General features: G+C 37.1%; 19 protein-coding genes and 1 tRNA gene. 4 read left to right on the forward strand and 16 right to left on the reverse strand.

Annotation, left to right across the window (positions count from 1 at the left end):
- The first annotated feature begins 245 nt into the window (after positions 1-245).
- Together H541_RS12725 and tnpC are read left to right on the forward strand one after the other, a co-directional pair.
- Positions 246-626: an IS66 family transposase gene (locus H541_RS12725; RefSeq protein WP_052168249.1), complete on the forward strand. Its 381-nt coding sequence runs from the start codon at positions 246-248 to the stop codon at positions 624-626.
- A gap of 6 nt (positions 627-632) precedes the next feature.
- Complete coding sequence (tnpC, locus tag H541_RS12480) at positions 633-1,790, forward strand: IS66 family transposase (protein WP_276202755.1); 1,158 nt, start codon at positions 633-635, stop codon at positions 1,788-1,790.
- Positions 1,791-2,008: 218 nt separating this feature from the next.
- On the opposite strand, the gene H541_RS0102870 is transcribed toward tnpC, so the two are convergent.
- The 14 genes from H541_RS0102870 to H541_RS0102935 all read right to left on the reverse strand — a co-directional run bounded on the left by H541_RS0102870 (position 2,009) and on the right by H541_RS0102935 (position 15,072).
- A tRNA-Arg gene (locus tag H541_RS0102870) sits at positions 2,009-2,082 on the reverse strand.
- Between the two features lie 223 nt (positions 2,083-2,305).
- Positions 2,306-3,568, reverse strand: a complete 1,263-nt coding sequence (locus H541_RS0102875) for a methionine gamma-lyase family protein (RefSeq protein WP_026501571.1) — start codon at positions 3,566-3,568, stop codon at positions 2,306-2,308.
- Positions 3,565-4,797 (reverse strand): GTPase HflX, encoded by a 1,233-nt coding sequence (gene hflX, locus H541_RS0102880; protein ID WP_022795843.1) that lies wholly within the window; start codon positions 4,795-4,797, stop codon positions 3,565-3,567. The genes H541_RS0102875 and hflX overlap by 4 nt, the downstream gene beginning before the upstream one ends.
- 9 nt (positions 4,798-4,806) lie before the next feature.
- Positions 4,807-5,748: a tRNA (adenosine(37)-N6)-dimethylallyltransferase MiaA gene (gene miaA, locus H541_RS0102885; protein ID WP_022795844.1), complete on the reverse strand. Its 942-nt coding sequence runs from the start codon at positions 5,746-5,748 to the stop codon at positions 4,807-4,809.
- Positions 5,749-5,759: 11 nt separating this feature from the next.
- Positions 5,760-7,466: a DNA repair protein RecN gene (recN, locus tag H541_RS0102890; RefSeq protein WP_022795845.1), complete on the reverse strand. Its 1,707-nt coding sequence runs from the start codon at positions 7,464-7,466 to the stop codon at positions 5,760-5,762.
- Between the two features lie 25 nt (positions 7,467-7,491).
- Positions 7,492-8,328, reverse strand: a complete 837-nt coding sequence (locus H541_RS0102895) for a TlyA family RNA methyltransferase (RefSeq protein WP_022795846.1) — start codon at positions 8,326-8,328, stop codon at positions 7,492-7,494.
- Positions 8,321-9,220 (reverse strand): polyprenyl synthetase family protein, encoded by a 900-nt coding sequence (locus H541_RS11385; protein ID WP_022795847.1) that lies wholly within the window; start codon positions 9,218-9,220, stop codon positions 8,321-8,323. The genes H541_RS0102895 and H541_RS11385 overlap by 8 nt, the downstream gene beginning before the upstream one ends.
- A gap of 13 nt (positions 9,221-9,233) precedes the next feature.
- Complete coding sequence (gene xseB / locus H541_RS0102905; RefSeq protein WP_022795848.1) at positions 9,234-9,458, reverse strand: exodeoxyribonuclease VII small subunit; 225 nt, start codon at positions 9,456-9,458, stop codon at positions 9,234-9,236.
- Positions 9,445-10,809 (reverse strand): exodeoxyribonuclease VII large subunit, encoded by a 1,365-nt coding sequence (gene xseA, locus H541_RS0102910; RefSeq protein ID WP_022795849.1) that lies wholly within the window; start codon positions 10,807-10,809, stop codon positions 9,445-9,447. The genes xseB and xseA overlap by 14 nt, the downstream gene beginning before the upstream one ends.
- A 72-nt stretch (positions 10,810-10,881) precedes the next feature.
- Positions 10,882-11,337, reverse strand: a complete 456-nt coding sequence (nusB, locus tag H541_RS0102915; RefSeq protein ID WP_022795850.1) for a transcription antitermination factor NusB — start codon at positions 11,335-11,337, stop codon at positions 10,882-10,884.
- Positions 11,337-11,750: an Asp23/Gls24 family envelope stress response protein gene (locus tag H541_RS0102920; RefSeq protein ID WP_022795851.1), complete on the reverse strand. Its 414-nt coding sequence runs from the start codon at positions 11,748-11,750 to the stop codon at positions 11,337-11,339. Before H541_RS0102920 ends, nusB begins: the two co-directional genes overlap by 1 nt.
- Before the next feature lie 12 nt (positions 11,751-11,762).
- Positions 11,763-12,320, reverse strand: coding sequence for an elongation factor P (gene efp, locus H541_RS0102925; protein WP_022795852.1), 558 nt, complete (start codon positions 12,318-12,320; stop codon positions 11,763-11,765).
- A gap of 76 nt (positions 12,321-12,396) precedes the next feature.
- Positions 12,397-13,461: a M24 family metallopeptidase gene (locus tag H541_RS0102930; RefSeq protein WP_022795853.1), complete on the reverse strand. Its 1,065-nt coding sequence runs from the start codon at positions 13,459-13,461 to the stop codon at positions 12,397-12,399.
- Between the two features lie 156 nt (positions 13,462-13,617).
- Entirely contained in the window at positions 13,618-15,072 is a 1,455-nt protein-coding gene (locus tag H541_RS0102935) for an amidase (RefSeq protein WP_022795854.1), read from the reverse strand.
- Positions 15,073-15,362: 290 nt separating this feature from the next.
- Here H541_RS0102935 and H541_RS0102940 point away from each other — a divergent pair, with 290 nt between their 5' ends.
- Both H541_RS0102940 and H541_RS11390 read left to right on the forward strand, forming a co-directional pair.
- Positions 15,363-16,157: a transporter substrate-binding domain-containing protein gene (locus H541_RS0102940; protein ID WP_084684509.1), complete on the forward strand. Its 795-nt coding sequence runs from the start codon at positions 15,363-15,365 to the stop codon at positions 16,155-16,157.
- A gap of 6 nt (positions 16,158-16,163) precedes the next feature.
- On the forward strand, positions 16,164-16,862 hold the full coding sequence (locus tag H541_RS11390; protein WP_022795856.1) for an amino acid ABC transporter permease: 699 nt from the start codon (positions 16,164-16,166) through the stop codon (positions 16,860-16,862).
- Positions 16,863-16,945: 83 nt separating this feature from the next.
- Here the strand turns inward: H541_RS11390 and H541_RS0102950 are convergent, their stop codons facing one another.
- Together H541_RS0102950 and H541_RS0102955 are read right to left on the reverse strand one after the other, a co-directional pair.
- On the reverse strand, positions 16,946-17,797 hold the full coding sequence (locus H541_RS0102950) for a bifunctional 5,10-methylenetetrahydrofolate dehydrogenase/5,10-methenyltetrahydrofolate cyclohydrolase (RefSeq protein ID WP_022795857.1): 852 nt from the start codon (positions 17,795-17,797) through the stop codon (positions 16,946-16,948).
- Positions 17,778-18,035, reverse strand: coding sequence for a hypothetical protein (locus H541_RS0102955; protein ID WP_033420743.1), 258 nt, complete (start codon positions 18,033-18,035; stop codon positions 17,778-17,780). The genes H541_RS0102950 and H541_RS0102955 overlap by 20 nt, the downstream gene beginning before the upstream one ends.
- Positions 18,036-18,074: the final 39 nt, after the last annotated feature.

Genomic DNA, 18,074 nt, shown 5'->3' on the forward strand with positions numbered 1-18,074 from the left:
AAAACGGGAAACTACGCTGGCCTAGAAAACATTCTGAAGTAAAAAAACTAACTGAACAACAAATGAGATGGTTGTTGGAAGGTTTATCCATTGAACAAAAGCGAAAAATAGAGACCGCAAAACCTGGTTTTTTCTGATAAAAAAAGCAGTCAATATCCTTGATATTATTAGGTTTTGACTGTTTTTATATGTGCACAAATGGTATAATAATAACTTCATCAACAAAGTGAAAAGAGGTGGATCTTGTGACGGAAACAGAAAAGCAATTGATGAAACAAAATGAAGTTTTGTTAGCTCAAATTGACGCACTTAACAAACAAGCCGAAGCCTATACCAATGAACTTCGCCTACTTCGTGAACAAGTTGATTTTTTTAAAAAGAAGTTTTTTGGTCGTTCCTCAGAAAAGAGTGTTAATACTGATGGTCAATTAGATTTATTCGATGATGATGATTCTTTTAGGGCAGCAGAGACAACTGAAGAAAAAACCGTAATCGAGGAAATTAACTATAAACGAAAGAAACGTGTGGGATACAAAGCCGAACTCACAGAACAGTTACCCATAAAAGAAATTCACTGTGAATTAAAGGGAGATGATTGTACCTGTGATAGGTGTAACCAAAAATGACGTCCTATTGGAAAATCCTATAAACACGAAGAAGTTGTTTTCGTTCCTGCGACTATGTATAAAAAAGTCTATTATCAACACGCTTGTGAGTGTCCATCTTGTAAACGGGATGGCGAAGATGTTATTAAGAAAGCACCAGTTCCGAAACAGCCCATCACACATAGTCCGGCATCACCATCGGTGCTGGCACAATTGCTTCATCAAAAAATTGAGATGAGTCTTCCTTTTTATCGTCAGGAAAAAGAATGGTTAACTTATGGTTTAAAGGTTCCAAGGAGAACACTAGCCAATTGGTTTATTACAGGCACTGAAAAATGGTTGATGCCCATTTGGCAACAACTAAGAGAGCATCTTTTAAAAGAAAAAATTCTTCATGCAGATGAAACCTACTACAGACTTCTATCAAGCGATAAACAAAAAACCTATTATTGGTTATTTAGAACCATTCAACAAGCCAAACAACTGATTGTCCTTTTTCAACACAATTTAACCCGTAGTAGTACTGTCCCAGAAACATTTCTGGGCGATTATGAGGGTTTTCTTCATTGTGACGCCTATAGTGCTTATGGAACATTAGAGAAGGTAACTTTGGTGAACTGTTGGGCACATCTGAGAAGAAAGTTCATTGAGGCAAAAGGCACCCTTAGTAAGTCCGCTAAGGCAGAAGAAGGAATAGAATTCTGCGATGCTCTGTTTAGAATTGAACGAGAAATTCAGGATCTTCCACCAGAAAAGAAGTATCAGGTGAGAAATGAGAAATCAAAACCAATTTTAGATAGTTTTAGGCAATGGATCAGTTCTTTTCATGTTCTTAGTGGCTCTAAGTTAGGAGAAGCCATCGGCTATGCTCTCAACCATCGGACCGGTTTCATGATCTTCTTACTCGATGGTCGTTGTGCCATTTCGAATAATCTTGCCGAACGCAGTATTCGTCCCACAACCATCGGCAGAAAGAACTGGCACTTTTCGGTAAGTCAGCGCGGTGCGATTGCGAATGGCATTGTGTATAGTTTGGTCGAGACAGCCAAGGCAAACGGCATAAATCCAACCAAATATTTTGAATTTCTCTTTGAGAAACTTCCGAATCTCGACAACCTGTCAGATTCTGTAGTACTTGAGGGTTATTTACCTTGGTCAGATCATGTTCAACTTATCTGCAAATAAAAAAGGCAACCGTCGGCTACATCAAGTGTAGCTCAACGATTGCCTATTTGCCATATACCCGTTTACTTCCCGCTTACCTTCATGCTATTCGTTAACCCTTTTTTCCTGGGTTTAAGTTTAACCTTGGTGGATTTAAGTTTAACCTAAAAAAGGAATCTAGTCTGCACTAGATTCCTTAAATTCAAAAACTAATTGAGCGCCTAAGAAAGTCACTAAAACGTTCCAGGAGGGATTCGAACCCCCGACCGTTCGCTTAGAAGGCGAATGCTCTATCCGGCTGAGCTACTGGAACAACAAGACATATTATAGTATAGAATTACATAAATTGTCAATGTATTTTAGCTTTTTATTTCATCTCATCACGGACGCGATTCTTAAATTACCGGAGTAAATTTTAAAACAGCTGGAAGTCATCTGAATTTAATATGTCAGTAAAACAAATAATAAAACAACAAACAACAAAACAACAAACAATGAAAAATTGCTAGATTTAAATGATTTAAACCTACTTTTTCTTATTTGTTGTAAAACAAATCATAAACAGCAGCTGTATATGCTAGTTTAGCATGTTCAAACGTTAATCCGCCTTGTAAGTACATTGAAAACGGTGGACGTATTGGCCCATCAGTCGACAATTCTATTGTAGCTCCTTCAACAAATGAACCTCCAGCCATAATAATTTGATTCTCATATCCAGCCATATCAGCAGGTTCAGGAATAACATTGGAATCAACGGGTGAATATTTTTGAATGGTCTTTGCAAATGTGATCATGGCTTCACGGGACGATAAATAAACCGTTTGAATGATATCAGTTCGAGGTGCATCCCACTTTGGATGAGTCTCGATGTCGAAATGATCTAACAATGCCGCTGCAAAAATACTTGACTTAAGGGCCTGGATAGCAACATGTGGTGCCATAAAAAAACCTTGATAAAAATCCCTGAGACCAATCACAGTTGCTCCAGCATTTTTTCCGATTCCTGGTGCATATAATCGGGTAGCACTCGCTTTAATATACTCACTTTTACCTGCGATATAGCCACCAATTTTAGCTAAACCTCCACCCGCATTTTTAATCAATGACCCTGCTATCAGATCAACTCCAATATCAGTTGGTTCTTTTTCTTCTATAAATTCACCATAACAGTTGTCGACAAAAACGATTGAGGAAGGACTGCCTTCCTTGATGATAGTCACTAGATCTTTAATTTCCCTTATTGTGAAGGAATCTCGACTAGCATATCCCTTTGAACGTTGAATGGCCACAATTTTAGGGTGACGTTTTAGAGCGTCTTTGATTGCGGGTCCGTCGAATTTTCCGTCTTCTGTTAACGGCACATAATTAACGGTTATACCATAGGACATCATAGACCCTACATGATCCCCAGCAAATCCAATGACTTCTTGCAAGGTATCGTAGGGTTCGCCAGACACATAAAGTAATTCATCTCCAGGTAGTAAATTACCAAATAGAGCAACCGTTATCGCATGTGTTCCGCTAATGATTTGCGGCCGTACTAATGCATCTTCGGTATTAAAAACATCTGCGTAAATGGATTCTAGTGTTTCTCTTCCTTCATCATGATAGCCATATCCTGTTGAAGCTTGAAAATGAAAATCACTGACGTGGTGTTTTTGGAATGATTTTAGCACCTTGCTTTGATTATTCAATGCAATACTGTCTAATTTAGAAAATATTGGTCTTACCTTGTCATCCGTTTTTGCGATAATTTCTTGGTATTCCTGTGGATAATCTGCTTGCCAACTAGTCACTATTTCTTCCTCCCTAAACCAAACTGTTCAATAAATCTGGCTGGTGCAAAGCCAGTTAATATATAGGTCTCAGTATCCTCGTCAAATTCCAACGACTGTTGGATAAAGACAGAATCATATCCTCTTAATTTAGCATATTCCTCAGGATCAAGATGTAAACTGAAAGGGGTCAAAAGACCTTTCACCTTATCTGAAATCACTTTTTTTAAGGCTTTGATATCTTCGTCACTTTTAGCTGAAATCACTATATTTGGGTAAAGTGAAGGCATAAAAGTAGTAGATATTAAATCTTTTTTATTATAAATAGTTAATCTCTCAATGCGGTCCATATCTAATTCTTTGATGAGATTGATTACCGTATCCTCTTGCAATTGTTGAAAAGGGCTTGATGCGTCGACAACGTGAAGCAATAAATCAACGTCACTACTCTCTTTTAAAGTAGATTGAAAAGCTGCAATCAAGTTATGTGGTAAATCGTGTAAGAACCCAACCGTATCCGTTAGTGTGACCACTAAGCCATTTGGGAGGTGACACTTTCTTGTCAAAGGGTCTAATGTCGCAAATAGCTCATCTTTCTCATAAGTTTTTGCATCGGTTAATTGATTCATAAGTGTCGATTTACCAGCATTTGTATATCCAATCAAACCCAAATCAATAGTTAAGCTATTTTTTCTCTTATCCCTTGACCTTTCTCTATGAAGATCAAGTTCAGTTATCTCTTTTTTAAGTTGTGTTATTTTTCTTCTGATAACCCGTCTGTCAGTTTCTAATTTTGTTTCTCCTGGACCTTTTGATCCAATTCCACCTGCTTGCCTTGAGAGCGACACTCCTTGACCAGAAAGCCTAGGCAATAAGTATTCCATTTGCGCTAATGCAACTTGTATCTTACCAGCTTTGGAATTTGCTTTTCCAGCAAAAATATCAAGAATCAGTTGCGAGCGATCTATGACTGGCAAATCGATTTCCTTTTGCAGTTCAAATAACTGACTTGGAGAGAGGTCTTGATTCGTAATGGCTAAATCACAATCGTATTGTTCTACCGCTCTTTTTGCTTCTTCAATCTTTCCAGTCCCAATAAATGTTTTAAACTTCTGATGCGATAAGTTTTGCGTCAAAATAGTTTGAACTTCACCACCAGCAGTTTTGACTAGTTCTGTCATTTCAGCCACATTTGCCTCAAACGCTTCGACTGGCATATCGTGATTGACAGCAATAAGAATAACTTTCTCCATTTATCATTTTCACCTCCTTAAAAAATCTGTTACAAGTCGATTTATTTTTTCTCGATCATTATCTTTCTTGTCTACATCTAACAAATCGAACCAATGACAATACGGCATCCGATTTTTGAACCAAGTCAATTGCCTCTTAGCGTATCTTCGGCTTGACTGTTTTAATACCATTAAACATTCTTCTAATGATTTTTCACCTTCTATATAAGGAAACAGTTCCTTATAGCCAATAGCTTTAATGGCTGTTTTGTCTTCAGTTTGATTAGTCTGTCGAAAATGAGCATACAACCATTTTGTTTCTTCAATCAAACCGTTCTCCACCATTATATCGACTCTTCGATTGATCCGTTCGTACAATCTTAATCTTTCAGTTGAAAGAGCAATACATAAATAGGATGGCGATTCATCTGACGTAATTTCGGAAGGTTGGTCAGTCTTTTGTTTTGAAAATAATTGATTACTTTGTGAAACCTCAAGAGCTCTTTCTAAACGCCTTCTTTGGTTTAAATGAATACTTTTGGCCGATTCTGGATCAATTAAAGTTAGCTTTTGTAAGAGCTCGTCATTCGATAACCCATCGAATTTTCCCTTTTGGTGTTTCTGAAATCCAAAAGTCATATCTTCAACTAAACCTTGTAAATAAAGACCAGACCCTCCAACAATTATTGGTATTTTACCTTTACTCCATATTTGGTCAATGGCTTTGAGGGCAAGTTTTTTAAATTGAGAGGCATCATAATTTTCATCTACTGAATGTGTGTTGATTAAGTTATGGGGCACTATGTCTTGCTCCAATTTAGTTGGTTTAGCCGTCCCGATAGCAAGTTCGCGATACACTTGCATCGAGTCTCCGTTAATGATTTCTCCATTGAATTGTTGTGCTAATTCTATTCCTAGCCCTGTTTTTCCGATAGCAGTTGGACCTGCAATCACAATTACCTTAGGTCCCACAAGTTCACTTCCTAATCAGTCTTATTCTCAGTGCTTATTATTTTTTTGTTAGTAGATGCTTCTTTGATCATCTCTTTTGAGTGTTCAAGGGAGAGTGTTGTAATTTTACTTCCAGCTAACATTCTAGCTACCTCTGTCACTTTGTTCTCTTTACTTAATTGAGAAACAGTTGTCACTGTTCGACCGTGTTCTGTTTTCTTTTGGATGAGATAATTATGATCAGCCATAGCCGCAACCTGTGGATGGTGGGAAATCGCTAACACTTGATTTTCTTTTGATATGACAGCCATTTTGTTTGCGATTGCTTGCGCTACTCTTCCTGATACTCCAGTATCAATCTCATCAAAAATCATACAATCAAACTGATGATGGTGGGACAATATAGCTTTGATGGCAAGAATCAAACGTGATAACTCTCCACCACTAGCAACTTTTGATAAAGGATTAAATACTTCGCCTCTATTTGTAGCTACCTCAAAGAAAACACGTTCATTACCCTGAGAAGCAAAGCGACCTAAAGGCTCAAAAGCAACCCGAAATCTAGCCTCATCCATATAGAGACTTTGCAATTCTTCTTCTATTTTTTCTTTTAATTTATGGGCAGTATTAAGTCTTAGATCATGCAGTTGTCGAGCTGATTTTTGAAGATTATTTTTCACGTTGGTTAAAGCATCTGATAGTTCAGGAATACTTCTATCGCTGTCACTTAGATTCTCAAGCTCTTTCTTTAAATTTGACAAATATCCAAGGAGATCGTCACTATACTTTCTTTTTAAAGCTTCTATCCCATGAGCTCTTTCCTCTAAAAAATTGAGACGCTTATCATCAAATTCCAGATTCCCTACAAGATCATGAATGCGTTCGGTTGCGTCAACTATGTTATAATACGCATCGCTAAGTTCTTGATTTATTTCAGACAATCCTTGTTGATAATCTTCTATTTCTTTCAAGTGATTGATTGCCTCTTTCAGATTCACTGATAGATCAAAATCTCCTTGCGCAATTAATTCAGAGGCACTAGTCAGTCCTTCAGCAATTTGTTCATAATGCCTTAAAACGTCTAATTCTTGACTGATTTCTTCTTCCTCACCAGCTGAATACTGTAACTCTTCAATGTCATTAATTTGAAAGTTCAACGTGTCCATTCTTTGCTCTTTTTCACGAGAAGACTGTTCAATCTCTTCAATTTCTTTTTTTAGTGATTTGTACTGTCCATAAAGAGCGCTGTAGTGTTCTTTGGCGTCGCTAAGATCTTTACCACCAAATTGATCTAATAAGCGAAGTTGGTTTGGTTCTGCTAATAGCAATTGATGTTCTGACTGACCATGGATATCGATTATACTGGACATTATATATCGTAGTTGAGTAAGTGTGACTAATGTCCCATTAATTCTGATTGTATTGCTACCCTTTCTTTTTGAGATGATACGTCTAACAATTAACTGATTATCACTGAACTCAATTTGCTCATTACTCAACTTTTTTTGTAATGTATCATCTTGGTTAGGAAAATAAAATAACCCCTCAATTTCTGCTTGTTCGCATCCGTAACGGATCGCTTCACTTGTTGCTCGGTCTCCAAGAATTAAGCCAACCGCATCTATCAATATTGACTTACCGGCACCAGTTTCACCAGAAAGAACATTGAGACCATTTTGAAAATGAATCGCAACAGTCTCAATTATTGCAAAATTTTTGATTTGGATTTCCTGTAACATAAGATCCCTCACTTGATGACTGTCTTTAATGATCAAGAAAAACAGTATGTGCTTCAGTTACGACTTTTTCAATTTTTTCTGACCAAGACGAACCCGACCACTCGATTTCAGAATTGGTAGCCTTATTCTTTAAATGAACAAGAAACTCGATATTACCTTCTCCACCAGTAATAGGAGAGTAAGTCAGATCAATTGGACAAAAACCTAAGTCTATAGCGGTTGTTATCGTATTATGGATGACATCTTTATGGACTTGTTTATCCTTCACAATGCCTTTTTTTCCAATAAATTCTCTTCCGGCTTCAAATTGAGGCTTGATCAATGCTAAAATATCAGCATCTTTTATTGCAATATGGCTTAGAGGTGGAAGCATTAGCTTTAAAGAAATAAAGGATACATCTATGGATACTAAATTTGGTTGACCAAGTGTAAACATTTCTGGTTTGGCATACCTAAAGTTGACTTTTTCCATGACGCAAACACGTTTATCTTGTCTTAATGACCAAGCCAGTTGGTTATAGCCAACGTCGAGTGCATAGGACATTGATGCTCCATGCTGCAAAGCAGCATCAGTAAAGCCACCGGTAGAAGCTCCAACATCCAATAGGATCTTCCCAGTACAGTCAATATGGAAATCCTCAATAGCTTTTTCTAACTTCAAGCCACCTCGAGACACATACTTTAGTGGTTGACCTTTTATAATCAAAGAGGTATCATCATCAATTTTTTCACCTGGTTTATCATATCTGAGGCCATTTGCTTCATTTAAAATCTGACCTGCCATAACCATCCTTTTGGCTTCTTCTCTACTTTTTGATAAACCTTGTTTTAAGACAAGGACATCTACTCTTTCTTTAGTCATGATATTCCCTCAATTTTTCTGCGGAAACCACCTGATTGCACTTCTGATATATTGAACGGCTTATCTGAGCATTAGGAACAAGTTCTGCTAGTTCGTTAGTGATTTCAGTTAACTTTTCATTTAATTGTGATAGGCGATCGATGGCACCAGTCACACCAAGTATTTTTGGATAGGTAGCTTTATCCAAATCAGCATCATGATGGACTTCTTTTCCAGTTTCTTCTTTTGTAAGTAATACGTCCTTTAAATCATTATGAACTTGGAAAGCAAGTCCAAAAAAACGACAAAAGCGACTGATTAATTGTTTAATGTATATTTCATCTTCAACCATACCAAACGGACTTTCCCCACTAGCTGAAATCAAAGCTCCCGTCTTTAATTGATGAATCTTTTCTAAACGAATGATGTCACAATTTTCCCCAGAATACAAAGAATCTAAGTACTGACCTTTCACCATTCCTTTACCACCGATGTGTGAAGAAATTTTTTGAATGGCAAATAGTTTTGCTTTATCAAAAAGATCACTCTTTAGTAACTCTTCATAACAATCGCTTAACAACATGTCTCCCACTAATAAGGCCAAACCGTGACCATACTTTTTGTGGACGGTTGGTTTTCCGCGTCTTAATTCATCGTTGTCCATCTCTGGTAGATCATCATGTATCAATGAATAGGAATGGATACTTTCCACTGCAGCTGCAATCGGAAAAGTATCATATACATCTTGTTTTAACCATCCGGCTGTAGCAAATACCAATAAAGGTCTCACTCTTTTCCCGCCACTAGAGAGAGCATAATATGCTGCTTCATTTAGTAAAGAAGTTTTAGGATATAGCTCATCTAAATAACCATTAAACTCAATCAATAAATCATTATATGATACTTCCGCCATTCATGACCCTCCTCTATGGTTCTAGTGTCTCTGTTGTGCCATCTTGTTTCATTAACTTTGCGACTTTCGTTTCCGCATCATCTAATTGCTTTTTGCAATACTGGCTCAGAGACATGCCTCTTTCATACGTTTTAATGCTTTCCTCAAGAGGTATATCGCCGTTTTCCAGTTTCTTAACGATGATTTCCAACTGTGCCATAGCATCTTCAAAAGACTGTGGTTTCTTAGTTTCTGTCATTATCAATGTCCTCCATTTTATTCATTTGCAATACTTGTGTTTTAACGATTCCATCCGTCATCCGGATTCTCATGATGTCATCCTTACGGATATCATTTATAGACCGTACAACGTCTCCCTGCTGATTTTCGACAACCGAATAGCCTTTTTTTAAAATGCTGAGAGGGTTAAGTAGCATCAATTGATCAATGATTCGATTGATACTTTCAGACTTCTTGTCATTCAAAGAAATGACTTCTCGACTAAGATTATTCTCAAGGTACTTTAATTCTTGTCGTCCTAAGCGAATTTGTTGTGTAACATAGTCCACACGAATTTTATTATGTATGAGGCGATAATTAGTTATTTTTTCTTTCATTACTTTATCAAAATAGTGGGCCAATTTATCAGCTATCGCATCAAAGAACTGCGATTTCACATCGATGATTTGCATTGGTCGTGTCAGAACTGGACGATTCAAAAGGCTATCAAGTTTTTCTGCTTTATTAGTCAGTTGACGATCAATTGCAGTAATAGTTCTCTGCTCGTAATCTTTAATTGTTAGCAGAATATCTGATAATCGAGGCGTTGCCACTTCTGCAGCTGCTGTGGGAGTTGCTGCCCTAACATCTGACACAAAATCAACCAAAGTAGTGTCAGTCTCATGCCCAACACATGAGATAACTGGAATGGGGTAATCTACCAATGCCCGCACGACTGCTTCCTCGTTGAACGGCCATAAATCTTCGATAGACCCGCCGCCTCTTCCAATAATCAGTGTGTCATAATGATCACTACTATTTTTGATGCGTTCTAATTGTGAAATAATACTTAACGCTGCTTCTGTTCCTTGGACAACAGCCGGATATAAGGTGATTTCACAAATTGGGAACCTTCTTGAAACAGTTGTCATAATATCATGAATAACCGCCCCACTTGGGCTCGTCACGACCGCAATTTTCTTAGGAAATGCAGGTATTTCCTTACGTTTCCGTGAAAAAAGTCCTTCTTTATCTAACTTTTTCTTCAGTTGCTCAAATGCTAAATATAAGGCTCCGGTGCCATCTGGCTCTATATGAGTAATTGTAATTTGATAACTTCCACTTGGAGGGTAGAGTGATATTTGACCAGTAGCAAATACGCTCATCCCTTCTTCTAAGGAAAATCCGATTCGGTCAAAATCTCTCCGATAAATGACAGCATTGATTTTTGCGTGATCATCTTTCAGATTGAAATATTGATGACTGTTCTTTCGTAATCGAAAATTCGATACTTCTCCCTTTATGGTAACCGTACGAAGATAGGGATCTTGATCCAATTTATACTTTAAATACTTTGTTATAGCAGTAACAGTCAAAAAGTTTTGAGACATATCATTCCTCCTAAAAAAAACACCAGAATACGCAATCAACACAATTGCACAGTCTGGTAGGGTAGGTAAAGATCAATCCAATATGTTAGAGAGAATCCCGTTAATAAAACTTGGGGATTTATCTTCTGAAAATTCTTTAGCTAGATCAACAGCCTCATTTACAACGACGATTGGCGGTGCAATTTCGAGATCATCATCAGTCGGCATAAATTTCATTTCTCCAATTGCCTGTCTAAGAATCGTCAAGTCAGACCTTAATATCCGATTGAACGCCCAATTTTTGCTATATTTTTCGATCAAGGCATCAATTTGAGTCTCATTGGTTAAAGTAGTCTCGACTAAAGTTTTTAAGTAGCGCAGATCAGTGTCATCAAATGATAATTGGGGTGATAATTCTTCTTGATAATGCTCAGTCAGAACCTCAGACAACAAAACATCAATTGGGACATCAGGAGAAAAAGTCTGCATGAACAGTGTTTGAAAAGCTAATTGGCGAATACTCTTTCTAGATAAACGTGCTCTTTCCACTAATTTACCCCTATCTCATTCAAAATATTCTCTTCTTTTTGATCCTCAGAAACAATCTTAACGATATGGACATTGACTTCCGAAATAACAAGATCACAACTATATAAAACTTGTTCTTTGATTTTTTCTTGTATCTCTAGTGCTACTTGAGGAATTGGATAGCCATAAACCACAGTACAATATAAATCAATCACCAAATGATCGCTTGTTCCCGACAAGTAAACGCCATTACTTTTGGCTTGATTTCTTGAAAAGAACTCCGTTACACCATCCATAATTGCTCCGTTTAAATGTCTAACACCACTCACGTCTTTTACCGCTATTGCTGCAATAGTTTCAATGGTTTCAGGAGCCATTATAATATTGCCGTTAAGTTGTTCTAAATTACCTGTTGCTACATTCTTGTTTGTCATTATTGTCACCCCTTAAGCTCTTGAGACGTAAGATCCATCAGTTGTGTTTATCGTTAACTTATCACCTTGATTGACGAAAAATGGTACTTGAACAACTAAACCTGTTTCCATTGTTGCAGGCTTTGAGCCACCAGAGGCTGTATCTCCTTTGATACCTGGTTCAGTTTCGGCTACTACTAAATCGACAGTATTAGGTAGTTCAACCCCTAATGTTTCATTACCATACATTACGATATTGACAACCATATTCTCCAATAAATAGTTCAATTCGTCTTTTATTTGGTCACCACGTAATTCTAATTGATCAAATGTTTCTTGATCCATGAAATAATAGACGCCATCACTTTCATAAAGATATTGCATTTTTTTGGTAGAAATATGGGCTTGTTCCACTTTTTCCCCACCACGGAAAGTCTTATCTTGCACTGCACCTGTTCTTAAATTCTTTAATTTTGAACGTACAAATGCACCACCTTTTCCAGGTTTTACATGTTGGAAATCGATTACGCGCCATAGTTCTCCATTTGATTCGATTGTCAAGCCAGTTTTAAAGTTGTTTACTGAAATCATTATTTTGCTCCTTTTATACAATTATATCTCTCATTTTATCATTAATAGCCAAATTTAGCCATCAACTAGAGCGTTTTTATAACTCCAGTAAGTCATGACTACTATGGGTTAATACTTTAAAGCCCTGATCCGTTACTAAGACATCATCTTCGATGCGAACTCCTCCAATACCATCAATATAGCACCCAGGTTCAATCGTAATAATATTCCCTGGAACTAATGGTTTATCATTTGATAGGGATAACATAGGTCCTTCATGTATCTCTAAGCCAATACCATGTCCAAGTCCATGTGTAAAGTACTGCTCTAAATCATATTTTCGTAGTACTTTTCTAGAGATTTCAATTAATTCTTTTGAAGTTATACCAGGTTTTATAGCTTTGATTGTTTTTTGGTTTGATTCTAAAACTGCAGCATGCATTTTTTTCAGAGTAGGCATTACTGAACCAATAGATATGGTTCGGGTAATATCTGAAACATAACCATTATAGTAACAGCCAAAATCAATCGTGATAATATCATTTTCTTCTATTATCTTATGAGTTGCAACACCATGAGGTAATGCGGATCTTAATCCACTAGCCACGATGGTATCAAATGAAACACCAGTAGCTTTATAGCGGCGCATCACGAAATCCAACTCATTTGCAACCTCTATCTCAGTCATCCCTGGTTTGACATATGTCAGAATATAATCAAAAGCTATGTCTGCGATTTTACAAGCTTTTTGAATTGTTTCAATTTCTTCTTTATCCTTCACTTCTCGTTGTTTTTCAATTAGTGGTGACGAAACAACTAACGAGGCATCAAACATCTTAGACATTTTCAAATATTGATTGTAGCTAATGTTGTTGCCATCAATTGCCAGCTTAGTGATCTCCAATCTATCAATAAGCTCTTTTACTGCATCTTCCCAAATAGAACCATGTGTAATCACTTCAAAGTGTTTTGCTTCATTGGTTGCTTGAATCGTGTACCTTGAATCGGTAATCAAAAAAGCAGTGTTTGGTGTAACTAAGCCAACCGCTGTTGTCCCTGTAAAACCTGATAAATACCTTAAATTAAACAAATTAGTCACCAATAAAGCATCTGTTTTTTCTTGTTTTAAAGTTTGTTGTAGTAACTTGAGTCTTTTAGTCATCTTTTTGTCCCCTTTATTTAAACACGAATTAATTGTTAGCAATCTTATTATAAAAGAGGCAACTAAGTCTCTCATCAATAAAAAATACAGTGATATTTTTCGTCTGTTAGTACATGGCTGACAGAGTTATACATGACTACTACACACTCCGATAAGTTATTTTTGTAACATCAATCGTTCAGCGACTTGAAGGAGTAACTGGTCTTGACCCTTACGTGTTGAAAACTGAATCCCTAACGGTAAGTTTGTTTGAAAATCATTGTAGATAGGCAAACTGATTGAAGGTATTCCGGCAATATTTGCCTGTTGTGTAAAAGGGGTGTACTCAAGAGATTTAGCAAATAGATTCCAAACCAACCTGGCTAACTGTTTTTCGTGTAGTTTTTCAGCATTCTGGCACCGCTCTAAAATTGGTTTAGATTGAAATGGAAAGTCGATCAAGGGTGCAACATCATTGGTCGTTGGTTGTAATAATAGATCATAATTATCAAAAAATAAATCATATTGAGCTGCTAATTGATCCCACCTAGCTAACGAGTTGCTATATTGTGCTGCTGTGATTGTCTTACCATATTGATAAATAGCCCAACTGACTGGTTCCATATCATCTTTTGTTAGAGATCTGCCAATGCCCTGTTCAATTTGAGACATCATGGCCGCTGTTTCGGCACCGTTCATTAAATAGTAATCGTTCATTGCTTCAATACCGTTGAACGGTAATTCTGGTAGGTTAATAATATCATGGCCAAAGCTTTCCAACTGGTGAGCAACCTGCTCGACTCCATTAATTGCTGTTTGGCTAACTATTCCAATAGGAGAATCTGTACACATGGCGACTTTGAGTGGCCGTTTCAAGTCCTCTTTGAGGAACAAATCTAGTGGCTTATCCATGTCTTCTTTTGTGATAGGTGTCAAATTAAAGGGTGATGCCATTTGATAGTCTTGCAATCCCATCAATAATTTTTTTGTATCACGCACTGATTTGGTAAGCGCAAAATTGACAGAAGCCCCCTGCCAACCACGCCAACCATTCGGCCCAGTAACGATTCGCCCACGACTAGGTTTTAAACCAATCAAACCATTAAAAGACGCTGGAATACGAATAGAGCCACCACCGTCACTCGCTGGTGACAAATGCACAACACCACTAGCTACTAAGGCTGCTGCACCACCACTTGATCCGCCCGCCTGCCGTGATAGATCTTTAGGATTATGAACCGGACCATATAGTTTACTATCACTCACATTTTTAAAACCAAACTCTGGGACATTTGTTTGACCCACTATAATGAATCCGAGATCAATCAACCTCTTAACGTAATTATTGGTTGTTGAAGAAATATTATCTTTTAACAGCTTTGCGCCACTAGTTGACGGCTCACCTGCTAATGTTTGCCCCATATCCTTCAACAAGATAGGTATCCCCGAAAAAGGGGCATCAAAATTTTGGAATGTTCTTGCTTCCGCGTAGGCCTTTTCAAACCGTGGATGAATTACCGCATTTAAGGATGGATTAACACGCTCAATTTTTTTTATGGCTTGATCTACTAATTCAAAAGGACTGATTTTCCTTTCTTTAACGCGTTCAGCATACCAGGTTGCATCTTTCATTCTGTCTCCCCCTTTTGATTTACTTAAAATTACTCACTACAAGTTTCCACTACAAGTTACCCACTTCTAGTTACTCACTACTAGTGTTACTTGCTACTCTACTTTAGAATAATAATATCAATTATAGTTTACAAGACTTCTTTTAAAAAAAACTAGATTAGTTACAGCATACAAAAAATAATTGCCTTGCTTTCCATCATTTGTTATATTAGATAATGTCAAAATAAAAGAAAGCGGTGTAATAATTGAAAAAAATAATTAAATCCTTAAGGTTTTGCTTAGTGTTGTTGATGTTTTTAGTTCTTACTGCTTGCACATCTCCTGCCACTAAAGAAGATGATAAGGAAAATGCCAAAACGATTACATATGGCACTTCTGGAACATTGTATCCTACTTCTTTTTACAATGATGATGACGAGTTGACCGGTTATGAGGTCGAAATCATGAAAGAAGTTGCTAAAAGACTAGATGTTGAGATCAAATTCGTTGAAATGGGTGTTGATGGAATGTTGACTTCTTTAAAAAGTGGTCAATTAGATATTGCCTCGACCGGAATTGATCAAACAGAAGAAGCAGAAAAGGACTTTTCATTCACTGAGCCGTATAAATACTCTTTCTCGAGTATGGTCGTTAGGTCCGAAGATGCAGACAACTATCATTCTGTTACGGATGTAAAAGGCAAAAAAGCAGGTGGTGCTGCAAGTACTAGCTATACAAAAACAGCTGAAGCATTAGGCGCCGAGCCAGTGATTTATGATAACGCATCTGTTGAGGAATATTTCAGTGAACTAGTTAACAAAAATATTGATGTCATCATGAATGACTACTATATTCAAAGAGAGGTAGTAGGATTTTACCCTCAATTTGATGTCAAACAACTTGATATTTATTATAACCCAGATCAAACCTCATTTGTATTGGACAAAGGAAATAGTGAGCTCATAGAGAAAGTGAACCAAGCTTTAGATAAAATGATAGAAGATGGTACTTTAACAAAACTATCAGAACAATTTTACGATGGATCAGACGTTTCTCAACCACTTACTGAGGATTATCCAACTGTTGACACTTCGAAAGTAGAGTGATGAGTCATGATTGTTGATTGGCAATTAGCATTTACTAGTCTGCCCTTTATTTTAAAAGGGTTGGGAATCACTTTCTTAGTGCCTACAATCAGCTTCTTCTTTGGTTCTTTTTTGGGTCTAATATTGACTGAAATGCAGGCTACTCAGTCTAAAACTCTGTCCTTTTTAGCTAGGTCTTATATTTCCATATTAAGGGGTATTCCATCATTAGTTTGGCTTTTTCTACTCTATTTTGGTTTACCCTTTATGGGGATTCAACTCTCACCATTTAGTGCCAGTATTATAGCATTCTCAACCATGTCCGCAGCTTTTTTAGCTGAGTATTTTAGAGCAGCTATTTCAGCGGTGCCTGTGGACCAATGGGATGCTGGTTATTCTCTTGGGTTAAATCACTGGCAAGTCTATCTCAAAGTTATCTTACCACAGGCTTTTAAAATTGTGACACCTTCTTTGTTTAACGTTTATATTGACTTATTCAAGGGGAGCTCTCTCGTAGCGATGATCACGTTGAAAGATATCTTTCAACGAGCAAAGATAATCGGTGGCAGAGAACATGATTATATTACGATGTACATTACAGTTGCCGCTGTTTACTGGGTTTGCTGTTTCTTAATCGCAAAAATACAACTTATCACCGAAAATTATTTTTCTCCCGATGATCCTAAACAAAAAGATGCCATCGATACAAATCAAGCTGTCATTTAGGGTGTAGTAAACAGAATTTATCAAAAAAATAAACGGTTTGTTGGCGCTTTAAAAAGCTCAACAAGCCGTTTTGTACTATAATTCTATGAGTTTAGGCTACTGCTATTTTCTGCTGAAAAGATAATGTGTTCCATCAAAACACTAACAGTCATAGGTCCAACGCCTCCAGGAACGGGAGTGGCATAACTGGCTTTTTCCTTTGCTTCGTCCGTTATATCCCCTGAAATTTTTCCATTAGCAAGCCGCGTGATGCCAACATCTATTAAAACGGCGTTGTCTTTGACCATTGATGCATTTACTAACCCTGGTGACCCTGCTGCCGCAATAATAACATCTGCATTTTCAGTATAATATTTAATGTTTTTGGTCAATCTATGGCAGATAGTAATCGTAGCACTTCTGTTTAAAGCCGCAATTGCCATTGGTCTACCCACAATCTCACTTTGACCAATTACAACCACGTTTTTTCCCTCAAGAGAAATATGGTAATAATCTAATAAGTCTAGTACTGCTCTAGGAGTGCAAGCTAACATGGAATCATCCCGTTTAACGCTTCTTCCTAATACTTCTGGATGAAAACCATCAATATCTTTTTTAGGATCTATCATTTGACTAACCACAGCTTCATCAAGGTGCTTAGGGATTGGAAACTGCACAATTATACCATGAATACCATCATCTTCATTTGCTTTTTGGATAATATCGGACAAATCCTTTTGACTAACACTAGAAGGCAACCATAGTCTTTCGACGAGAATGCCGAGGGACTGTGCTTGCTTTTCTTTTTGTCTTAAATAGATTTTGCTTGCCTCATCGTCACCAATCTCAATAATAAGACCCTTTGGTTCGATTCCCCTATCCATCAAAATTTTGATTCGAGATAGCATATTCTGCTTTCGCTCTTTGGCTACTAGTCTACCATCGATTTTCTTCATTGCTATCACGCTCGCTTTGCTTTAATTTACGTACAAAAAAATAGGTATTGGCTCCTAGGCCACATAATACGATGCCATATAATAACATCATTGCTATATTCAATGATTTAATAAATGGGAAAAATATGACTGTTAGAATAACAACTGAAAGGACATTTAAGATGATAAATAATTTTTCAATTTTCATTGTAGCACCACACTTCGTTTGTTCTTTCATTACACCAGGAAATAGTGTCAACAATAACAACTACTATTGGACAGGAGTTCTCTGTCATAC

The organism is Bavariicoccus seileri WCC 4188 (genome assembly GCF_000421665.1).
GTDB classification, from domain to species: Bacteria; Bacillota; Bacilli; order Lactobacillales; family Aerococcaceae; genus Bavariicoccus; species Bavariicoccus seileri.

What these genes read in the sequence shown, in the direction of transcription:
- hflX (WP_022795843.1), bottom strand. Translation starts at nt 4,797, where the DNA reads ATGGAGAAAGTTATTCTTATTGCTGTCAATCACGATATGCCAGTCGAA.
- recN (WP_022795845.1), bottom strand. Translation starts at nt 7,466, where the DNA reads ATGTTACAGGAAATCCAAATCAAAAATTTTGCAATAATTGAGACTGTT.
- H541_RS0102895 (WP_022795846.1), bottom strand. Translation starts at nt 8,328, where the DNA reads ATGACTAAAGAAAGAGTAGATGTCCTTGTCTTAAAACAAGGTTTATCA.
- H541_RS11385 (WP_022795847.1), bottom strand. Translation starts at nt 9,220, where the DNA reads ATGGCGGAAGTATCATATAATGATTTATTGATTGAGTTTAATGGTTAT.
- xseB (WP_022795848.1), bottom strand. Translation starts at nt 9,458, where the DNA reads ATGACAGAAACTAAGAAACCACAGTCTTTTGAAGATGCTATGGCACAG.
- xseA (WP_022795849.1), bottom strand. Translation starts at nt 10,809, where the DNA reads ATGTCTCAAAACTTTTTGACTGTTACTGCTATAACAAAGTATTTAAAG.
- H541_RS0102920 (WP_022795851.1), bottom strand. Translation starts at nt 11,750, where the DNA reads ATGACAAACAAGAATGTAGCAACAGGTAATTTAGAACAACTTAACGGC.
- efp (WP_022795852.1), bottom strand. Translation starts at nt 12,320, where the DNA reads ATGATTTCAGTAAACAACTTTAAAACTGGCTTGACAATCGAATCAAAT.
- H541_RS0102930 (WP_022795853.1), bottom strand. Translation starts at nt 13,461, where the DNA reads ATGACTAAAAGACTCAAGTTACTACAACAAACTTTAAAACAAGAAAAA.
- H541_RS0102935 (WP_022795854.1), bottom strand. Translation starts at nt 15,072, where the DNA reads ATGAAAGATGCAACCTGGTATGCTGAACGCGTTAAAGAAAGGAAAATC.
- H541_RS0102940 (WP_084684509.1), top strand. Translation starts at nt 15,363, where the DNA reads ATGTTTTTAGTTCTTACTGCTTGCACATCTCCTGCCACTAAAGAAGAT.
- H541_RS11390 (WP_022795856.1), top strand. Translation starts at nt 16,164, where the DNA reads ATGATTGTTGATTGGCAATTAGCATTTACTAGTCTGCCCTTTATTTTA.
- H541_RS0102950 (WP_022795857.1), bottom strand. Translation starts at nt 17,797, where the DNA reads ATGAAGAAAATCGATGGTAGACTAGTAGCCAAAGAGCGAAAGCAGAAT.